This window comes from Paracidovorax oryzae ATCC 19882, assembly GCF_000687165.1.
Lineage (GTDB): Bacteria > Pseudomonadota > Gammaproteobacteria > Burkholderiales > Burkholderiaceae_C > Paracidovorax > Paracidovorax oryzae.
Genome location: NZ_JMKU01000020.1, coordinates 106,653 through 123,832, shown reverse-complemented (window position 1 = coordinate 123,832; position 17,180 = coordinate 106,653). Strand labels below are relative to the sequence as shown.

General features: G+C 69.3%; 14 protein-coding genes. 4 read left to right on the top strand and 10 right to left on the bottom strand.

From position 1 onward, the window contains the following. A partial coding sequence (locus T336_RS25315) for a transposase (RefSeq protein ID WP_035226279.1) occupies positions 1-301 on the bottom strand: 301 nt, incomplete at its 3' end. Between the two features lie 80 nt (positions 302-381). On the opposite strand from T336_RS25315, the gene T336_RS0116395 reads away from it, so the two are divergent. The 3 genes from T336_RS0116395 (at position 382) to xdhB (ending at position 5,026) form a co-directional block, all read left to right on the top strand. After that, positions 382-870, top strand: a complete 489-nt coding sequence (locus tag T336_RS0116395) for a hypothetical protein (RefSeq protein WP_026433374.1) — start codon at positions 382-384, stop codon at positions 868-870. A 131-nt stretch (positions 871-1,001) separates the two neighbouring features. Next, on the top strand, positions 1,002-2,558 hold the full coding sequence (xdhA, locus tag T336_RS0116390; RefSeq protein ID WP_026433373.1) for a xanthine dehydrogenase small subunit: 1,557 nt from the start codon (positions 1,002-1,004) through the stop codon (positions 2,556-2,558). Beyond that, positions 2,555-5,026, top strand: a complete 2,472-nt coding sequence (xdhB, locus tag T336_RS0116385; protein WP_026433372.1) for a xanthine dehydrogenase molybdopterin binding subunit — start codon at positions 2,555-2,557, stop codon at positions 5,024-5,026. The genes xdhA and xdhB overlap by 4 nt, the downstream gene beginning before the upstream one ends. Before the next feature lie 14 nt (positions 5,027-5,040). On the opposite strand, the gene T336_RS0116380 is transcribed toward xdhB, so the two are convergent. The 7 genes from T336_RS0116380 to T336_RS0116350 all read right to left on the bottom strand — a co-directional run bounded on the left by T336_RS0116380 (position 5,041) and on the right by T336_RS0116350 (position 13,426). Further along, complete coding sequence (locus T336_RS0116380) at positions 5,041-5,352, bottom strand: hypothetical protein (RefSeq protein ID WP_026433371.1); 312 nt, start codon at positions 5,350-5,352, stop codon at positions 5,041-5,043. Further along, positions 5,336-5,887, bottom strand: coding sequence for a hypothetical protein (locus T336_RS0116375; RefSeq protein ID WP_244883973.1), 552 nt, complete (start codon positions 5,885-5,887; stop codon positions 5,336-5,338). Before T336_RS0116375 ends, T336_RS0116380 begins: the two co-directional genes overlap by 17 nt. Positions 5,888-6,047: 160 nt before the next feature. Further along, positions 6,048-6,695, bottom strand: coding sequence for a DUF8616 domain-containing protein (locus tag T336_RS0116370; protein WP_026433369.1), 648 nt, complete (start codon positions 6,693-6,695; stop codon positions 6,048-6,050). A 224-nt stretch (positions 6,696-6,919) separates the two neighbouring features. Continuing rightward, positions 6,920-9,145, bottom strand: coding sequence for a sensor domain-containing diguanylate cyclase (locus tag T336_RS0116365; RefSeq protein WP_026433368.1), 2,226 nt, complete (start codon positions 9,143-9,145; stop codon positions 6,920-6,922). A gap of 226 nt (positions 9,146-9,371) precedes the next feature. After that, entirely contained in the window at positions 9,372-10,079 is a 708-nt protein-coding gene (locus tag T336_RS25310) for a hypothetical protein (protein ID WP_051647265.1), read from the bottom strand. Further along, entirely contained in the window at positions 10,079-12,655 is a 2,577-nt protein-coding gene (locus T336_RS0116355; RefSeq protein ID WP_209435978.1) for a pyridoxal-phosphate dependent enzyme, read from the bottom strand. Before T336_RS0116355 ends, T336_RS25310 begins: the two co-directional genes overlap by 1 nt. Before the next feature lie 147 nt (positions 12,656-12,802). Beyond that, complete coding sequence (locus tag T336_RS0116350) at positions 12,803-13,426, bottom strand: Crp/Fnr family transcriptional regulator (protein WP_019703614.1); 624 nt, start codon at positions 13,424-13,426, stop codon at positions 12,803-12,805. 218 nt (positions 13,427-13,644) lie between these two features. Between T336_RS0116350 and T336_RS0116345 the strand changes: the two genes are divergently transcribed. Further along, positions 13,645-14,670, top strand: coding sequence for a porin (locus T336_RS0116345; protein ID WP_019703613.1), 1,026 nt, complete (start codon positions 13,645-13,647; stop codon positions 14,668-14,670). Between the two features lie 85 nt (positions 14,671-14,755). Here the strand turns inward: T336_RS0116345 and T336_RS0116340 are convergent, their stop codons facing one another. Both T336_RS0116340 and T336_RS0116335 read right to left on the bottom strand, forming a co-directional pair. Then, positions 14,756-16,231: an aminotransferase class V-fold PLP-dependent enzyme gene (locus T336_RS0116340; protein ID WP_035226275.1), complete on the bottom strand. Its 1,476-nt coding sequence runs from the start codon at positions 16,229-16,231 to the stop codon at positions 14,756-14,758. Positions 16,232-16,266: 35 nt separating this feature from the next. Beyond that, on the bottom strand, positions 16,267-16,737 hold the full coding sequence (locus T336_RS0116335) for a Rid family detoxifying hydrolase (RefSeq protein ID WP_026433376.1): 471 nt from the start codon (positions 16,735-16,737) through the stop codon (positions 16,267-16,269). Positions 16,738-17,180 lie beyond the last annotated feature (443 nt).

Genomic DNA, 17,180 nt, shown 5'->3' with positions numbered 1-17,180 from the left:
TGGGTTGTCCCTGGCGCCCTTGCGCCACGCGGATGATGGAGCGCAGGTCCGACACCATCGCCTCGAAGCAGCCCGCTTCCAGCCAGCGTCGGGTTTGCTGGTAGACCGCCTCCCAAGGAGGTAGATCGTTGGGCAGCATTCGCCAAGGCGCGCCTGCGCGCACTAGCCAGCGCAGCGCGTTGAAGACTTCGCGCAGATCGTGCTCGCGCTGGGGCGCGCGCTGGTCCATCAGGCTCAAGTAGGGCGCAGCGAAGCTCCATTCTTCATCGCTGACATCCGTCGGGTAGGGTTTGCGAGGCATCCGCAGACTCTACTTTGACTTCCACTCCGAGGAGCAAAGTTCATAACACGCTCTACATCAGGCCTTTCACCGACGACGCCATGGTTCCCTCTCCGTACCGCGGTGCCCTGCTGCATCGCTTCGTCCTGTGCTCGGCCCTTGGTGCCGCTGCCGTCCATGCAGGTCCCGCCCCTGACCTGCCGCTTTCCCAGGCAGACCAGCGCCGCACGGAAGTCCGCCCCTACCCCCACGCGCTCGGCCCGGTCCGGGGCATCCGGATCCGCAGCACGCGCTACTTCGATGCCGACAACCGGCCCTGCGCCGCGCCGCCACCGAGGTCCCGCACGGTCACGCCCCGCCGCGTGCGCGCGTTCCTGCGCAAGGCCGTGCCGGTGTCGCAGATCGACGTGATGAACTATTACGGCGCCTTCGGCGAATGCACGAGCGACTGGGTGGACGTATCGTTCGCCGACGGGCGGCGCGTGCGGATGACCTTCGCGGCAGACAGCGGCGTGGCCTACCTCGCGCCATTGGTGAACGGGAAGGAAGGCGAGGTGTATTTCTACGTCTGCGAGGACTGCGGCCGCTAGCGGGAACGCGGGCGCTGGCATCGAATTTGCGGTGGCAGGCGACGCCGGGACCGGTTACGCTTCGAGTCCATGGCACCACTGCCCCCGTCCCGGCTGCCGGACGCCGGGGCACGCCTCAGAAAGTCCCGCGAATGACCGTTGCCTCCCGACCGATCCGCTTCCTCCGCCGCGGCCAGCCCGTGACGCTGGCCGATGTCCCGCCCGACCGCACGCTGCTGGAAGTGCTGCGCGAGGACCTGGGCGACTGCGGCACCAAGGAGGGCTGTGGCGAAGGCGACTGCGGCGCCTGCACCGTGGTGCTGGGCTCCGAGGAGGACGGCCGGCTGCGCCTGCGGGCGGTGAACAGTTGCATCCGCCTCGCGCACGCGATCGACGGCATGGCGCTGTGGACGGTGGAAGACCTCGCGCAGGACCCGCTCATCCAGCGCAGCGCATCGGCGAATGGAAAGGAGGCCGGCGCGCCCGCGCCGCTGCATCCCGCGCAGGAGGCCATGGTGCAGTGCCATGGATCGCAGTGCGGCTTCTGCACGCCGGGCTTCGTGATGAGCCTGTTCGGTATGTACCAGAACCACGTCTGCCAGGGCCGCGCCGTCACGCGCGAAATGGCCGTGGCGGAGCTGTCGGGCAACCTGTGCCGCTGCACCGGCTACCGCCCGATCCTGGACGCCGCCGGGCGGATGGCCGAGTTGCCGGCCCAGCCGGTGGACGAAGGCGCGGTGCTGGAGCGGCTGCGGGACCTGCAGGCCCCGGCGGCGGCACCCCGGGAAGGCGCGCCCGGCTATCTGGCGCCGGAGACTGTCGCCGGACTGCTGGCCGCGCGTGCCGCGCATCCGGACGCGCAAATCGTCGCCGGCACCACCGACGTGGGCCTGTGGATCACCAAGCAGCACCGCCGCTTCGAGCGCGTGCTGGACGTCACCCGGGCCGGAGAGCTGCGGCGCATCGGTACCGCTGACGAACACCTGTCCATCGGGGCGGCAGCCACGCTGGACGATGCCTTCGCCGCGCTGGCCGGGCACTGGCCGGTGTTGCAGCGCTTCGCGGAGCGCTTCGCCGGGCTGCCGGTGCGCAACGCGGGCACGCTGGGCGGCAACGTCGCCAACGGCTCGCCCATCGGCGATTCGATGCCGGTGCTGATCGCGCTCGGCGCCCGCATCGTGCTGGCCAGCATGCGCGGCGAGCGCAGCCTGCCGCTGGAAGACTTCTATACGGGCTACCGCCGCAACCTGCTGGCGCCGGACGAGATCGTCGCGCGCATCGACGTGCCCCTGCCTGCCCCGGGCGACCGGCTGGCCGCCTACAAGGTCTCCAAGCGCTTCGACGACGACATCTCCGCCGTCTGCCTGGCGGTGTTGCTGACGGTGCGCCATGGTGCGGTGCAGTCCGCCCGCATCGGCGCGGGCGGCGTGGCTGCGGTGCCGGCACGCGCGCGGGGCGCCGAGGCCGCGCTCGCCGGCCAGCCCTGGAGCGAAACCGCTGCCCTGCGCGCGGGCGAGGCCCTGCAGGCGGAGTTCACCCCGATTTCCGACATGCGCGCCAGCGGTGCCTACCGGCGCGCCGTGCTGGCCTCGCTGATGCGGCGCTGCTGGCTGGAGAGCCCGGAATGCCACGCAGGAGCCGGGGCACTGCCCGTGTCGCTCGAGCAACTCGTGCCGGTGGCGCAGGCCCCGGCGGAGGAACAGGCATGAACCGCCGCGACGACATCCTGCCCACCAGCCCCGCGCCCGAAGGCCCCTTGAGCCGCGATGCGGATGCGGACCCGGTGGCGGCACGCGCCGATGCGGAAGGCGCCTCCGGCCCGATGGCCGGCGAGGCCCCGCCGCCCGGCCAGGACGGCACGCCCCGCAGCGCGCGCCGCGCCGTGGGGGCCTCCCCCATCCACGAAAGCGCCCGCGCCCAGGTGGCGGGCGCGGCGCAGTACATCGACGACCTGCCCGAATGGAAGGGCACGCTGCACGCGGCCCCCATCCTCTCGCCCGTGGCACACGGCCGCCTGCGCGGCGTGGATGCCGCGGCGGCCCGCGCCCTGGCCGGCGTGCGCGACATCGTGCTCGCGGCCGACGTGCCGGGCGACCCGGTCCTCGCCGCCTTCGCGCACGACGAGCCGGTGTTCGCCCAGGACACGGTGCAGTTCGCGGGCCAGGTGGTCGGCCTCGTGCTGGCCGACACCGTGGCGCAGGCGCGCCGCGCCGCCCGGCTGGTTCGGCTGGACATCGAGGAACTGCCGCCGGTGCTGTCGGTGCACGAGGCGCTGGCGCAGGAAAGCTATGTGCTGCCCCCCGTCACCGTGCGCCGCGGCGATGTGGCCTCGGCCCTGGCGGCAGCACCCCATCGCCTGAAGGGCACGCTCGAAGTGGGCGGCCAGGAGCATTTCTACCTCGAAGGCCAGATCGCCTATGTCCTGCCGCAGGAACAGGGCCAGTGGCAGGTGCATTCGAGCACCCAGCACCCGGGCGAGGTGCAGCACTGGGTGGCGCATGCGCTGGGCATCGACAGCCACCGCGTCACCGTGTCCTGCCGCCGCATGGGCGGAGGCTTCGGCGGCAAGGAAACGCAGGCCGGGCACCTGGCCGTCTGGGCCGCCGTGGCCGCGCGCAAGGCCGGGCGCCCGGTGAAGCTGCGGCTGGACCGCGACGACGACTTCATGGTCACGGGCAAGCGCCATCCCTTCGCCTACGACTGGGACGTGGGCTTCGACGGCACCGGCCGCATCCAGGGCCTGCGCCTGCGCATGGCGGTGAACTGCGGCTTCTCCGCAGACCTTTCCGGCCCGGTGGCCGACCGCGCGGTCTTCCATTGCGACAACGCGTACTTCCTCGAGAACGTGGAGATCGCCTCCTACCGCTGCAGGACCCATCTCCAGAGTCACACGGCCTTCCGCGGCTTCGGCGGACCGCAGGGCGTGATCGCCATCGAGACCATCCTCGGCGACATCGCGCGCGCGCTCGGTCGGGATCCGCTGGACGTGCGCATGGCCAACCTCTACGGGCTGGAGGACCGCAACGTCACGCACTACCAGATGGCCGTGGAAGACAACGTCCTGCACGACCTGCTGCCCCGGCTGGAGCAGTCCTCGCAGTACCGCCAGCGGCGCGAGGCGGTGGCGGACTGGAACGCGCGCCACCCCACCCTCAAGCGCGGCCTCGCCGTCACCCCGGTGAAGTTCGGCATCAGCTTCACGGCCACGCTCTTCAACCAGGCCGGCGCGCTGGTGCACGTCTATACCGACGGCAGCGTGCAGGTGAACCACGGCGGCACCGAGATGGGCCAGGGCCTGCACACCAAGGTGGCGCAGATCGTGGCCGACGAACTGGGCGTGCCTTTGGAGCGCGTGCTGGTCACCGCGAGCGACACCAGCAAGGTGCCCAATGCCAGCGCCACCGCGGCATCGAGCGGCACCGACCTCAACGGCCGCGCGGCCCAGTTCGCCGCGCGCCACGTGCGCGACAACCTCGCGGCCTTCGTGGCGGGCCTGGACCACTGCGGCGCGGGCGCGGTGCAATTCGAGAACGGCCGGATCACCTCGCCGACGCGTTCGCACGCCTGGCGCGACGTGGTGCAGGCCGCCTACGCGAACCGCATCCAGCTCTGGAGCGACGGCTTCTACCGCACGCCCAAGATCCACTACGACAAGGCGACGCTCACCGGGCGCCCGTTCTACTACTTCGCCTACGGCGCGGCCTGCACCGAGGTGGCGATCGACACGCTCACCGGCGAGAGCCGCGTGCTCGCCGTGGACATCCTCCACGACGCAGGCCGCAGCATCAACCCTGCCATCGACATCGGCCAGATCGAGGGCGGCTTCGTGCAGGGCATGGGCTGGCTGACCACCGAGCAGCTCGTCTGGGATGGCCGGGGCCGGCTCGCGACGCACGCGCCCAGCACCTACAAGATCCCGGCCACGGGCGACATCCCGGCCCACTTCCGGGTGGACCTGTGGCACGAGGCCAACCGCGAGGACAACGTGGGCGGCAGCAAGGCCGTAGGCGAGCCGCCCTTCATGCTCGCCGTGAGCGTCTATGAAGCGCTGCGCGATGCCGTGGCCGCGGCACGCGCGGATGCACCGAAGGGCGTCTCCGCGGACGGCCCGGTGCACCTGGTGGCGCCGGCCACCGCCGAGAACGTGCTGCGCGCGCTCGGTGGCGTGGCGGACTGACCGGGCGCGATTCCTCAGGGAGCCGCCGGGCCGGCGCGCCGTGCGGAACGCAGCTGCCAGGCCCGGGCCTCCGCCTCCCGGCCGTGGATCTGCAGGTACCTGCCATAGGTCCGTTGCGCCGCGCTTTCGCCCCGCTCCGCGCGCTCGCGCACCTGCATCAGGCACAGGCCGTGCAGCGTGGCCGCCTCCTGCCGGGGGCAGGTGCGGGCGCTGTCGATCCACCACCAGCCCGTCCATGCCCCGAACACCGACAGGAAGGTGATCAGGAACTTCGCGCCGCTGCCGCACCGCAGCCACCACGCCGCCATGTCAGCGATCCAGCGCATCCAGCTCGCGCGACAGCGCATCCAGGTCCACCTGGCGCACCGGCATGAATTCGCTGAGCATGTCGGCGATGGGCGGTGGATGGGCGACATCCTGCGCGCACAGCGCCAGGTTCGACCGGATGGCCTGCCGCGTCGCCGGAGCGACGCGGTGGCCGGTGTCCCGGGCCGCCCGCAGGTAGTGCGCCAGCGAGAGATGGGCGCACTGGGTGAGCAGCGGAATCTGCGCCGCGGCCTTGTCCAGGTCGAACGCACCGCAGCGCTGGTAGGTGTAGAGCTGCAGCAGCCGCAAGTGGGCATCGGGGCTGCCCGCCGCCACGCGCTGCATGATGGATTCGACCGTGCGTGCCTCGAAGCCGGGTGTGCGGTCGCAGTAGCCGATCATGTGATCCCTCAATTCGAGGCCGGTGCGCGCACCATGCATGGCACGCAGCAACCACCCCAGGCCTTCCTGTTCCCGGCCCTCACCTTGCAGGTAGTCTCCATAACCCCATTGCGCCATGACTTCGCCGGACTCCGCCCGGTCGCGCAGTTGCATGAGACATATGCCGTGCAGGGAGTATTCGTCCTGTTTCTCGCACCGGGCACTGTCAACCCACCACCAGGCCGTGTAAGCGGCTGCCAGCAGCAGGAAAACATACAGGAACTTGATGCGGCGAATCTTCTTTTGCGAACCATGTGCCATCGTCACATCCCCATCAATTTCTGCCCCTTGCCTTGCCCACGGGCCTGCCGCCATCCCGGGGCGAAGTACGGGTAACGGCCAGGGGCTGCCCGTCAGGCCCCCAGGTCCGCCATTGGCCTGGGCGCATAAGATGCGGCAAGGGAAGCTTCGACAGCAATCCGGGAAGCTTTTCAAAAGCCCCCTGCCCGACGGCAGGCCCGCCCAGTGCGTAGTTCCATGTCGTCGTGGTGGGAGCCGTCACATACGTACCAAGAGTGAATGCCAGAATGCTTGCAACACCATCGGTCGAAGCCCCGGCATTGCAGGCATCGACGAGGATCGGCTGACCGTGCCAGAACCCGCTTCTACGGATGACGTCGGTGATCTGCGTCATGTGAATGACCCCTTGGAGCCTGTCCGAGCGCGCGTGGGCAAAGAGGTAGATGTACCCGGGAATCCCCGCTTCCCGGAGCCCTGACAAATACAAGGATTTGTCTCCCGGTTGAATCAGGATGGTCTTTTTCCTCAGAGGATCGATCGTGGCGATTTTCTTGATCATCTTCTGAGAACCATCCAGGCCCTCGAAAACCAGCTTGGGCAACCCCTTCCCCGGCCCATGCTGGATACGCCCCTCCTCGACGGGCTCTGCAGGCTCCTCCCGAAGCCAGTACGCAAGCGACATTCTTTGGATTCCTCCCTGTGGCGCACGCCGCGGCAGCGGTGCTGCCGGCTCCCTGCGGGCGCCGGACCGGGCGCCCGGCGTGCGGCACGCACTATGCCCGACGGATGCGCCGTTGCCGATGCCGCAGCCGCCCGTGTTCCGAAGAACAGAATGTTTCCACGGCCGTCATGGACAAGACGGCCACTCCGCGGTAGGGCTCGGGAGGCCCCGTTGACGCGCCCCGGTCAGGCCTGCACGTTGCCGTCTGCCGGCGTGCCCTCGTGCGGGTGCTCGGGCCGCAGCCACCGCACCTCGACGCGGTTGCGGCCCGCGCGCTTGGCCTCGTAGCAGGCCATGTCGGCCGCGTGCAGCACGGTGGGCACGTCGTAGGCGTCCCCATCCAGCGGCACGAGCCCGATGCTCACGCCCAGCGTGTACGTGCGGCCGGCATAGGCCGGCTCCCAGGCATGCACGGCCGCGCAGAGCTGGGTGGCGATCGCCAGGCCGCGCGGCAGGGCGCAGCCCGGCAGCACCACCGCGAACTCGTCACCGCCCAGCCGGGCGGCCCACCCCACGTGCCGCACCTGCGTCTCGATGAGCCGGCCCACGTGGCGCAGCACGTCGTCGCCTGCGTCGTGCCCGGCGATCGCATTCACCACCGTGAAATGGTCGAGATCGAGAAACAGCAGCACGCCCGCTTCTGGTGCAGCAGCAGGCGCCACGGCGTCCGCGCGGCCGTCGGGGTCCTTCAGCGAATCCAGAGGCAATGCACCATTCCGGACCACGGGGCGCACCACCATGGAGCGTTTCGCACGGTCCGCCAGCAGGGCGTGCAGGCGCTGCTGGAACGCTTCGCGGTTGGCGAGCTGCGTGAGGGGATCGTGCCCCGCGGGCCAGTCCTGTTGCCGCCGCGCCTCGCGCGCCGCTGTCAGGTCCTCCAGCATCCACACCGTGCCGCCCCCTTCCGCCACGGCGCCGTCGCGCACGGCCCGGCCGAGCACCCGCGCCCAGACCGCGCCGCCGTCCTTGCGGACGAAGCAGACGTCGCCGTCGAAGGCGCCGTGCGCGGCGAACTCGGCACGCACGCGCCGGCCCACTTCAGCATAGGCTGCATCGCTGGCATAGAGCAGCCGCGCGGGCTGACCCTGCAGTTCATGCGGTTCGTAGCCGAGCAGGCGGCAGGCCTCCAGCCCGACGACCACCACGTGCCCGGCGCGGGTGATGACGATGCCGGCGGGCGCATGGTCCAGCACGGCCTGGAACTGGTCCTGCAGCACGCCCGCCCGGTGCCGGGCCAGGCGGCAGTCGTCCACCAGCGCGCGGCAGACCTGCGCGAGGGCGTCCACCTCGCCTGCGCCGGACGGCCAGGGGGCGTCGTCGGCGATGCCGGCGGTACGGGCGCACCCCACGCGGCGGCACAGCCGTGCCAGAGGCTGGGCCAGCACGGCGATGGCGATGGCCGCGAGCAGCGCCGCGCAGGCCGTGGCGGCCGCGGCACGCACCAGCCCGCGCTGGCCGCCGCCAGCCAGCAGGTCCAGGTCCGAGGCGCGTGCGTCGCTCACACGCGCCACCAGCCACTGGGGCAGCGGCACGCCCGCCACGCTCACGAGCTGCCCGCCCACCACCTCCGAGAATCCGCGTCCCGCGACCGCCGCCTGTCCGCCCTGCAGCGCCCGCTCGTACACCTGCGATAGCCCCGCCTCGTTGCGCACCAGCCCGAGCACGCGAGCCGGGTCCGGGTGCGCGAGGATGGCGCCGTCGCGCGAGAAGACCACCAGCGTCGAGCCGGCCCGTGCCGGCAGCGCCATCGACGGCGGCAGCAGGCCCTGCGACTGCAGCCGCAGCGTGCCGGCGAGCGCGCCCTGCACTCCGCCGTCCTCGGCCGCGCGCAGTGGCAGGCTGAACATGATGCGCGCGTCGGCAGGACCGTTGCCGATCACGCCGGACACGAGCGGCTTGCCCTCCAGCAAGGTGCGCCGCAGCTGGTCGCGCTCGGCGGGATCCAGCTGCGCGCCGGGGTGCAGCCGCCCGTTCTGCCAGTACAGGCCGAGACTGCCGTCCTGCCGCGCGATCTGCAGGGCATCGAAGAAGCGCGCCGCGGGCAGCCCCTGTCCGAGCAGGGCGTCAAGCGCGCCCGGCGAATCGGGCAGCGGCGTGGGAATGCTCTCGGCCAGCGCGGCCAGCACGCGCTGGTTCTGCTCGATCTTGCTGGACAGCAGCAGCGCGATCGCCTCGACCTCGTCGGTCTGCCGCTCCATCAGGCGCTCCAGTGCCTCGTGCTGCGCGGAGCGCGTCACCAGCCAGGCGGCGAGCCCTCCGGCCAGCAGCACGGCAGCCACGGCGGCGGCGATCATGCGCAGCACCAGCGGGCCGGGCATGTGCCAGTGCGCCTCGCGCCCGTCATGCACCGTGGCGAAGGCACGCAGGCGCCCGCGCCCGGCCGCCGCAGGCGGAGCGGGCGGCGCGCTCATGCGCGCCCCACGCTCTGCGCGGGAATTGGCCGGGAACAGCGGGGGCGGCGGGACATGCGGAGCGGTCGGTTCGTTGCAGGGATGCACACCCGGGACAGGCCGGGCTCTTGCAAACGAATATACGCAGCGCTCCGCCGGACGGCTTTGGGTAGAACCCCGGGGGGCGGCCCCGGGAGAACCCCGATGGAAACGCCTGGCGCCGACGCTCGGCGAGCGTTCGGACCGCCTACGCCGGCACTTCGGACAGGGCCAGCTCCCCAGCGCGCCTGAGATATTCGCCCCGACATTCGGCATGGAAGTGGCGCAGGTGGAAATGCCCCGGAAGCGACAGCCCGTCGGGCTGCTCGAAATACTGCGTTTCGTCGGGGGGCATGTAGAAATCCAGGGCGCGATTGATGAGCACATTGCGCGTCCGGGTCTGGGCCGTCACCCGCGGCATGCCAAAAACGGCCAGGCACTGCGACATGACGAGCCCTGCACAGAACGCGGCGAGCCCTGCCCCCTCCCCGCTCCCCCGTCGGCCGGCAGGCCGGCGGGCCGCGCGCAGCGCCTGCCGGATGCCCTCCGGATAGAGGTGCAGGTGGCAGTAGTTGACCCACGGCGCGTGGCGGTTGATGTTGCTGTAGCCGATGAGGGCGTCACCCAACCAGAGCGAAAAAATGGCGTGGTGCTGGTCGCGCAGGTCATCGGCAGGCAGCAGGCGCAGGAACCGCTCGCGCAGCTCTACGTCCGACCCCAGCCGCGCCGCATCCACTCCCAGCATGTCGAGGCGCGCGGGCGTATAGGAAGTCCAGTAGTGCACGAAGGCGGGTGCATCCTCGGCACGGGCCTTGCGCACGCGCAGCAGGCCCGCCGGGGTGGGAAGGCTGGCATCCGTCCAGCGCGCGGGGAGGGAGAGGGACAGCGCGTCCATCGCGATGGAGGGATTCGTCATCAGAAGGCATCCAGGTATTCGTTGATGGCACGGACCACGCAGCGGACCAGCAGCCCCATGCGTTCCGGCGATTCCTCTCCCAGCGAAAAGCGCAGGAAGGGATCCGTGGTGGCCGCGATGGCCGCGGCGGCGGACACGCGGGTGGTTCCGAAGCCGAAGCTCACCCCCTGCGTGAGGGCAGCCCCCTCCACGCGGCAGCGCGACATGATGGATTCGATCAGGCCCTCCAGGCACGGGCGGTTGTTCAGGCCGGGATCTTCGAACGTCACGGCCACCACGGCACCGCCGTGGGCCCACCCCCGCTCCCGCCAGTCGTCCGGGTAGGCCACCCGCAGGCCGCTGCGTGAATGGGCAATGCCCCGCAGTGCGGCCGCCAGCTGCATGGCGTTGTGCGTGAGGCGCCCCATGCGCTGGAGCAGGTCCGGCCGGTCGAATATCGGGAAACGGGCCACCTGGCACTGGTAGAGGCCGGCGCCGAGATTGCGGCGGTGCCGGGCGAGCGCGGCGGCCTGGGCCTCCCGGCACACCACCGCGCCGGCCATCTGCAGGTCGAGCCCGAACTGGAGGTACTTGCTCCCGCTCTCGTAGTAGAGGATGCCGGGATGGTGGGGCTCGCAGAAGATGCGGAAAGGATCAAAGCCCCCGGACACCATGGTGCCGTCGATCACCAGCCAGCGGTGGCTCCAGTCGCGCCCCTGCAGCGCCCGGGCCAGCCCCTGGAAGTCGAACCGGGGCAGTTGCCCGATGTTGGCCATGGGATCGGCGAACACCACGCGGCTGTCGGTGCGCTCGACGCATTCGACCAGGGTATCGACGCCCCAGTCCGGGGCCACCTCGACCTGCACGTTCGGCAGCGCCTCCAGTTGCTCCAGCGCCTCGAAATAGAGGTAGGGCACGCGTGCGATGCGCAGGGCGCCGCGCTCCTGCCCGAACACCTCGCGCACCAGGAAGCTCTCAATCGTGGAGTACGCCGCCTGCCCGCTGGACGTCAGCAGGGCGCAAAGCCGCCCATGGTCGAAGCCCATGGCCTGCACCATCGCCAGCTCCAGATCGCGCAACGCCACCGAGCCGTAGCGGTCGTAGTTGACCGATGCAAGATGCTGCTCCGCGGGATCGAGGAACATGACCTCCGCGCTCTGGTCCGTGCTGGCGCTGCACCAGGCCAGAGCCGACCGGGCCAGCGCGAACTGCTGCAGCAGAAGGCGGTACCGGCCGGCGACCTGCCGGCCGGAGAGCCCGGGCTCGCGGCAGGCATCGATCATGAGGCGCGTGGCCTCCAGTGCCCGGGCCATGAAGGGCTGGACGGCGGCGTCCTCCTCCAGCCCCTCCTTGCGGACATAGTCGCCATGCCGCTGCAGGACGTCCTCCAGATCCGCGAGCGCCGATTCCACATGGTTGACCAGGTTGCGCCAGAGCGGCGCCAGGGTGCCGTCGACTTCGCCCTGCGCTGGCTCGGCCTCTGGTGTGGCGAAGGCACGGTCGCCCGGCACGTCCACCGGCGACGCCGCCCCCTTTCCCATGTCCAGCTCGATGCCGAGCGAAATCGAGCGCAGCCCGTTGAGCTTGCGCAGCGCGGGGTCTGAAATGTCCGTGCTCAGCACCCTGGCCAACTGGGGCACGGAGACATTTCCCCCGCTCAACACCAGGAGCACGTCCCCTTCCAGGTCGTCCATGCCGCCGTGCAGCAACGGCGACAGCCCGATCACTCCCGCGCCCTCGGCCAGCAGGCTTTCCTGGTGGAGCAGGGTGAGCATGGCGGCCTTGATCTGCGCTTCCTCCACGCAATGGAAATGGGGGTCCAGCGACTGGATCACCGGCCACAGCCAGTTGTCGGGCCCGTGTTGGATGGCCAGCCCGTCCGCCACGGTCGGCATGGCCGCGCCGAGCATCTCCGGGCCTGAGAACCGGCGCCCCTGCAGCCGTCCGAAGACCGAAGGCAGCACCGCGTGCAGCCGGGCACCCGGCCAGTACCGGGCAGCCATGGCGCCAAAGCCGCTCAGCAGCCCTCCGCCGCCGAACGGGACGATCAGATGGTCAAAGCCGGATGGGCGCTGCGCCGCGATTTCCGGCACCAGCGATCCCTGGCCGGACACTACGTCCGGGTGATCGAACGGAGAAATATAGTGGCCGCCCGACTGGCGGGCTTCCTGCAGCGCGGCGGCATAGGCATCGGCGACATCGCGGCCCGTCTGGACGACCCGCGCACCGGCGTTGCGCAGGCGCCGGATCTTGACCTCCGAGGCCGCCATCGGGACATAGATATTCGCCTGCAGCCCGAAGTGGGCAGCCACAGTGGCGATCGCCAGTCCATGGTTACCGGCGGACGCGGTCAGCACGGGAACCCCGCGAGGAATGCGCCGCAGGGCATTGAAAGCCCCACGGATCTTGAAGGATCCCGTGCGTTGCAGGCACTCCATCTTGGCCCAGACACGGCGCCGGCCGCTACCCAGCCATTGCAGCTCGGTCAGCGGAGTGCAGACGGCGAAGCCGCGGACCGCGTCGGCATCCTCCGATGCCCGGTGCTGCAGGGCCTCCAGCTCGGGATCGACGGCAAACGAAAAAAATCCACCTTTCAAATTAAACTCCCGGAGTTAATAGATATTTAAATCATATTCATATAACCCCGAAAAAATCAGATTGGACGGATTTAAAAGCTCAAATTAAAATTAATCCTCGGATTAATACAAAAATTGCAACACAATATTATTATTGCGTCGCGGCGCTCAGCCGCCCGCCACCATCTGCAACTCGCCCGGCTGGGGAAGAACCAGCACATTGCCCGTGCCGGCAATGAGTCCGTGCTCGCGCAGGTGCCGCAGCACGCGCGAGAAGGTTTCCGGCGCGATGCCGAGCTGAGCGGCGATAAGGCGCTTGCGCTGGCTGAGGGTGACGCGCAACGCGCCGCCGTCGCCGGGCTCCGCGTGGCGCAGCAGCCATTGGGCGCATCGGGCTTCCGCATCCTGCGCCAGGCGGCTCACGGCCAGTTCGGTCTGCTGCAGGTAGCCCGCGGCCATGTCGCGCACCAAGCGCTGCACCGTGTCCGGCAGCAGCGCCACTTCGTTGCGGAACGCTTCCAGGGGCACGCGGCGCAGCTGCACGCGCGAATCCGCCACCATGTCCACGGGGCAAGGCTGGCCGAGCAGGGCTGACGCGGCATCGAGCCAGAAAGGCCCGTCCACCGCACCGAGCTGGTGCCTGAGCAGCCCCTCCTCGCGCACTCCGAAGACGACGCGGCCACTGTCGAGGTGCAGCACCGAGGCAGACTGCTGGCGGCGCTGGCGCAGCACCTGGCCTGCGGCGGCCACCTCGCACGGCACGGAAGGATCGGTGGAAGGGATGGGGAACATGGAGCGCACTGTGGCGCGCCCGCGCCTGCGGCGTGTTGAGCGAGGTCAAAAGCGCCGCGCGCCCCCTGCCGCAAGGTGAATGCGAGTGCCCATCCTGCCGGCACGGTAATTGCACGTAACGAATGGCAACCTCCGGAGAGGGCGCGCCGCGGTCCGCCGTGGTGCATCCATCCGATCCTTTCTCTTTGTTTGTCTTTGTCGTTGTGGACAGGAGTCTTATGAAAAAAAACCTGATCGCGCTGGGCGCCGCGCTGCTGTGCGCCGCCGGTGCCCACGCCCAGAGCTCGGTGCAGCTCACCGGGCTGTCGGATATCTACGTGGGCTCCATGAAGATGGCCGGCGACGCGGACCGCCGCTCGGTGGTCAACAGCGGCGGGCTGACCACCTCGTGGTTCGGCTTCAAGGGCACGGAGGATCTGGGCGGTGGCCTGAAGGCCAGCTTCCAGCTGACGTCGTTCCTGCAGGCCGACACCGGCACGCAGGGCCGCTTCACCGGCGACACCTTCTTCTCGCGCGATGCCAACGTCAGCCTGTCGGGCGACTTCGGCTCCGTGCTGCTGGGCCGCTGGATGGCGCCCAACTTCCTGCCGTCGGTGGTGGGTAACCCGCTGGGCGATTCGTTCACGTTCTCGCCGCTGATCCTGCACATGAACGTGCCCCTGTTCAACGGCACGGGCTGGGCCGCGACGACACCGGCCGACACGGGCTGGAGCAACCAGATCGTGTACAGCACGCCGAAGATCGGCGGCTTCACGGCGAACATCCAGTACCAGTTCGGCGAGCAGGCGGGCAACAACAGCCGCAAGAACGTGGGCGCGAACTTCTTCTACTTCGGCGGCCCGCTCACGGTGACCGGCTTCTACGAGCGCGACCAGATCGCCAACCCCGGCCAGGGCGCCTACCTGGGCACGACCAAGAAGGACTGGATGCTGCTGGGCGCCTACGACTTCCAGGTGGTCAAGCCCTTCCTGAGCTATGGCGAGACCAAGGCGGACAACACCGACAACAAGGCCAAGACCATGCAGGTCGGCGCCTCCATCCCCACCGGCCCGTCGGGCAAGGTGCTGGTCGAATGGGTGAAGACCGAGATGACGCAGACCGACATCGACCGCAAGACTTTCACCGTCGGCTACGACTACTTCCTGTCCAAGCGCACCGATGTCTATGCGATGCTGATGAACGACCGCATCACCGCTCAGACCAAGGGCAACAGCTTCGGCGTGGGCATCCGCCACCGGTTCTGACCCGCGGTTTCTCCAGGGGAAAAGAGCGCGGGAAGCGATTCCCGCGCTCTTTTTTCATTGCATGGGGCGCCCGCTGCGCAGGCGGTCAGATCTTGCGCGAAAGGTCCCACATGGCATCGACCAGCAGGTCGATGTCGCGCGCGTCGTGCCAGAGGTGGGTCGAGACGCGGATGCCGTAGTGGTTGGACGGCGCGCCGATGACGGGGAAGTCGGCGCTGCGGATCACGAAGCCCTGCGGGTAGTCGCTCAGCATGCGCGAGACGAAGGCATTGGCCTTCTGCGCGTTCATCACGTCCGCCTTGTTGGGGAAGGGATTGAAGGACGTGAGCGCGGACAGCAGCTTCGGGTCGTCCTTGGGCGAGTACAGCGCGTCGATGCCCCAGCGCTCGGCGATCTTTTCCTTGAGGTAGGACGAGAGCGTGAGGTCGTAGGTCTCGATCTTCTTGCGCCCGATGCCGTCCCACTGCGCGCAGGCCTGGGCGAGCGCCATGAACATCGGCGTGTGCAGGCTGCCGCAACTGGTGATGGTGGCGGCGATGTCGTAGGTCTCGGTGCCGTTGGTGGTGCGGTCTTTCGCGGCGTAGGAACTCGTGTGGACCGGATACCACCTGGGCAGCGGCAGCGGGTTGGAGGCACGCATCTTGTTGCGCACGATCAGGATGCCGGTGGAGCCCGGGCCGCACTGCCACTTGTGCCCGGCGCCGGACATGAAGTCCATGCCCAGTTCCGCATAGTTGTAGGCCATCATGCCCGGCAGGTGCGCACCGTCCACGATGCTGATGAGGCCGTGCGCCTTCACCACGCCCATCAGGTCGGCGATCGGCAGCATGGTGCCGGTCTTGTAGGTGGGCGACGACCACATCATCGCGCGCACCCGCTTTCCCTGGGCCTTGAGCGCGCGGATGCGTTCGTCGAACAGGTTCACATAGGTGGCCGCGGTCTGGTTGTTGCCCACGGGCATCTCGATGCGCGAGACCTCGATGCCGTAGCGGTCCGTGGCGATCTTCAGCGGCGTGTCGCCGCCGCCGTGCTCGTGGTTGGTGGTCACGACCACGTCGCCGCGCTGCCAGTCGATGCCGAGGATGGCATGGCACATGCCCGACGAGGTGTTGGCGGAGAAGGCGAGTTCGTCCGCATCCACGCCGAAGCCCGGCGCCACCTGCTTGCGCAGGTCGAGCAGGTTGCCGTAGCCGCTGCCCGAGTCGGCGGCCTTCTTGCGGTTCTCTCCATCGAAGACGTCGAGCACCAGCTTGGGCATGGAGCCGCCGGTGCCGATGTTCATGTAGGTCTTCTCGGGCTTGAGGACGAACATGTCCTGCACGCCGGTCCAGAAGGCCTCGTCGCGCACGAGCTGCTCGCGCAGCGCCTCGGCGGCGGTCTGCGCGCCGCTGCTGCCGCAGGCGGCGACCAGGGGGCCGAGCGTGGCGGCGCCAGCGCCGTAGCCCATCATGCGCAGGAAGTCGCGGCGCTTGGCGCTCCAGCGCGCCAGGCCGGCGGCCTCGGGCTGCATGGGGACATCGCGGGCAGCGCCACCGGCCGCCACGGGGGAGGTTTCGATCATGGGAGTGCTCCTGGAATGGGGGACTGCGGGCGCGTTCAGCGGCGCCCGACGATGGCGGCGATCTCGATCTTCACGTCGCGCGGCAGCCGTGCGACTTCCACCGTGGCGCGCGCGGGCGCCGCGCTGCGGAAGTACTCTCCGTACACCTTGTTCATGGCGGCGAATTCGCCCAGGTCCTTCATGTACACGGTGGTGGACAGCACGTCCGCATACGACAGGCCCTGGGAGCGCAGCTTGGCGCCGATGAAGTCGAGCACGGCGCGGGTCTGCTCCTCGATGGTCGCGCCCTGCACCGCGTTGCCGGCGGCGTTGAGGGGCAGCACGCCCGAGAAGTACAGCGTGTTGCCGTGGGCCACCATCTGCGAGTAGGGCCCGATCGCGGGGTAGATCTGGGCGGTGGAGAGCACCTCCCGCTGGGCGGGTGCCGCGCAGCCCGCCAGCAGCACGGCCGCGAGCGCAGTGCCGCACGGCGCCAGGCCCCGGGACAGGGGATTCCGAATATCCATGACATTCCTTCCGTTCAACGACGCAGACGTGGCATGGAAATACCTTTCCATACCGCAACGCGGCCCTCCGCAATATTCGAACCGGAGCGGATCGAATATCGATGGAAAGGAGGGGCGCGAAGGAATTCTGTGCGGGCGCCGGCCGGAACGAAAGCACATTTTTCCCTTACGCAGGATTACGCAGAACGGTTTGCGCAGTACTACGCAGGTCATTGCACGGGACGTGGGCACGGCACGCATCCTGCTGTCCATCCAGGAGGCATCCCCCAGGTGCATCGCGGTTTTCCGATGCACCACCGGCGGGCGCACCGGCACATCCAGGTACGTAACAGCACCGGCACGGGGAACCGCCTCACCACGGCGGTGCGATTTATCCTTTCTCGATCACCAAGGCAATGCAAATCCCTGCTGTATTCCCGAAACCCCATGTGCCATGCATTTTC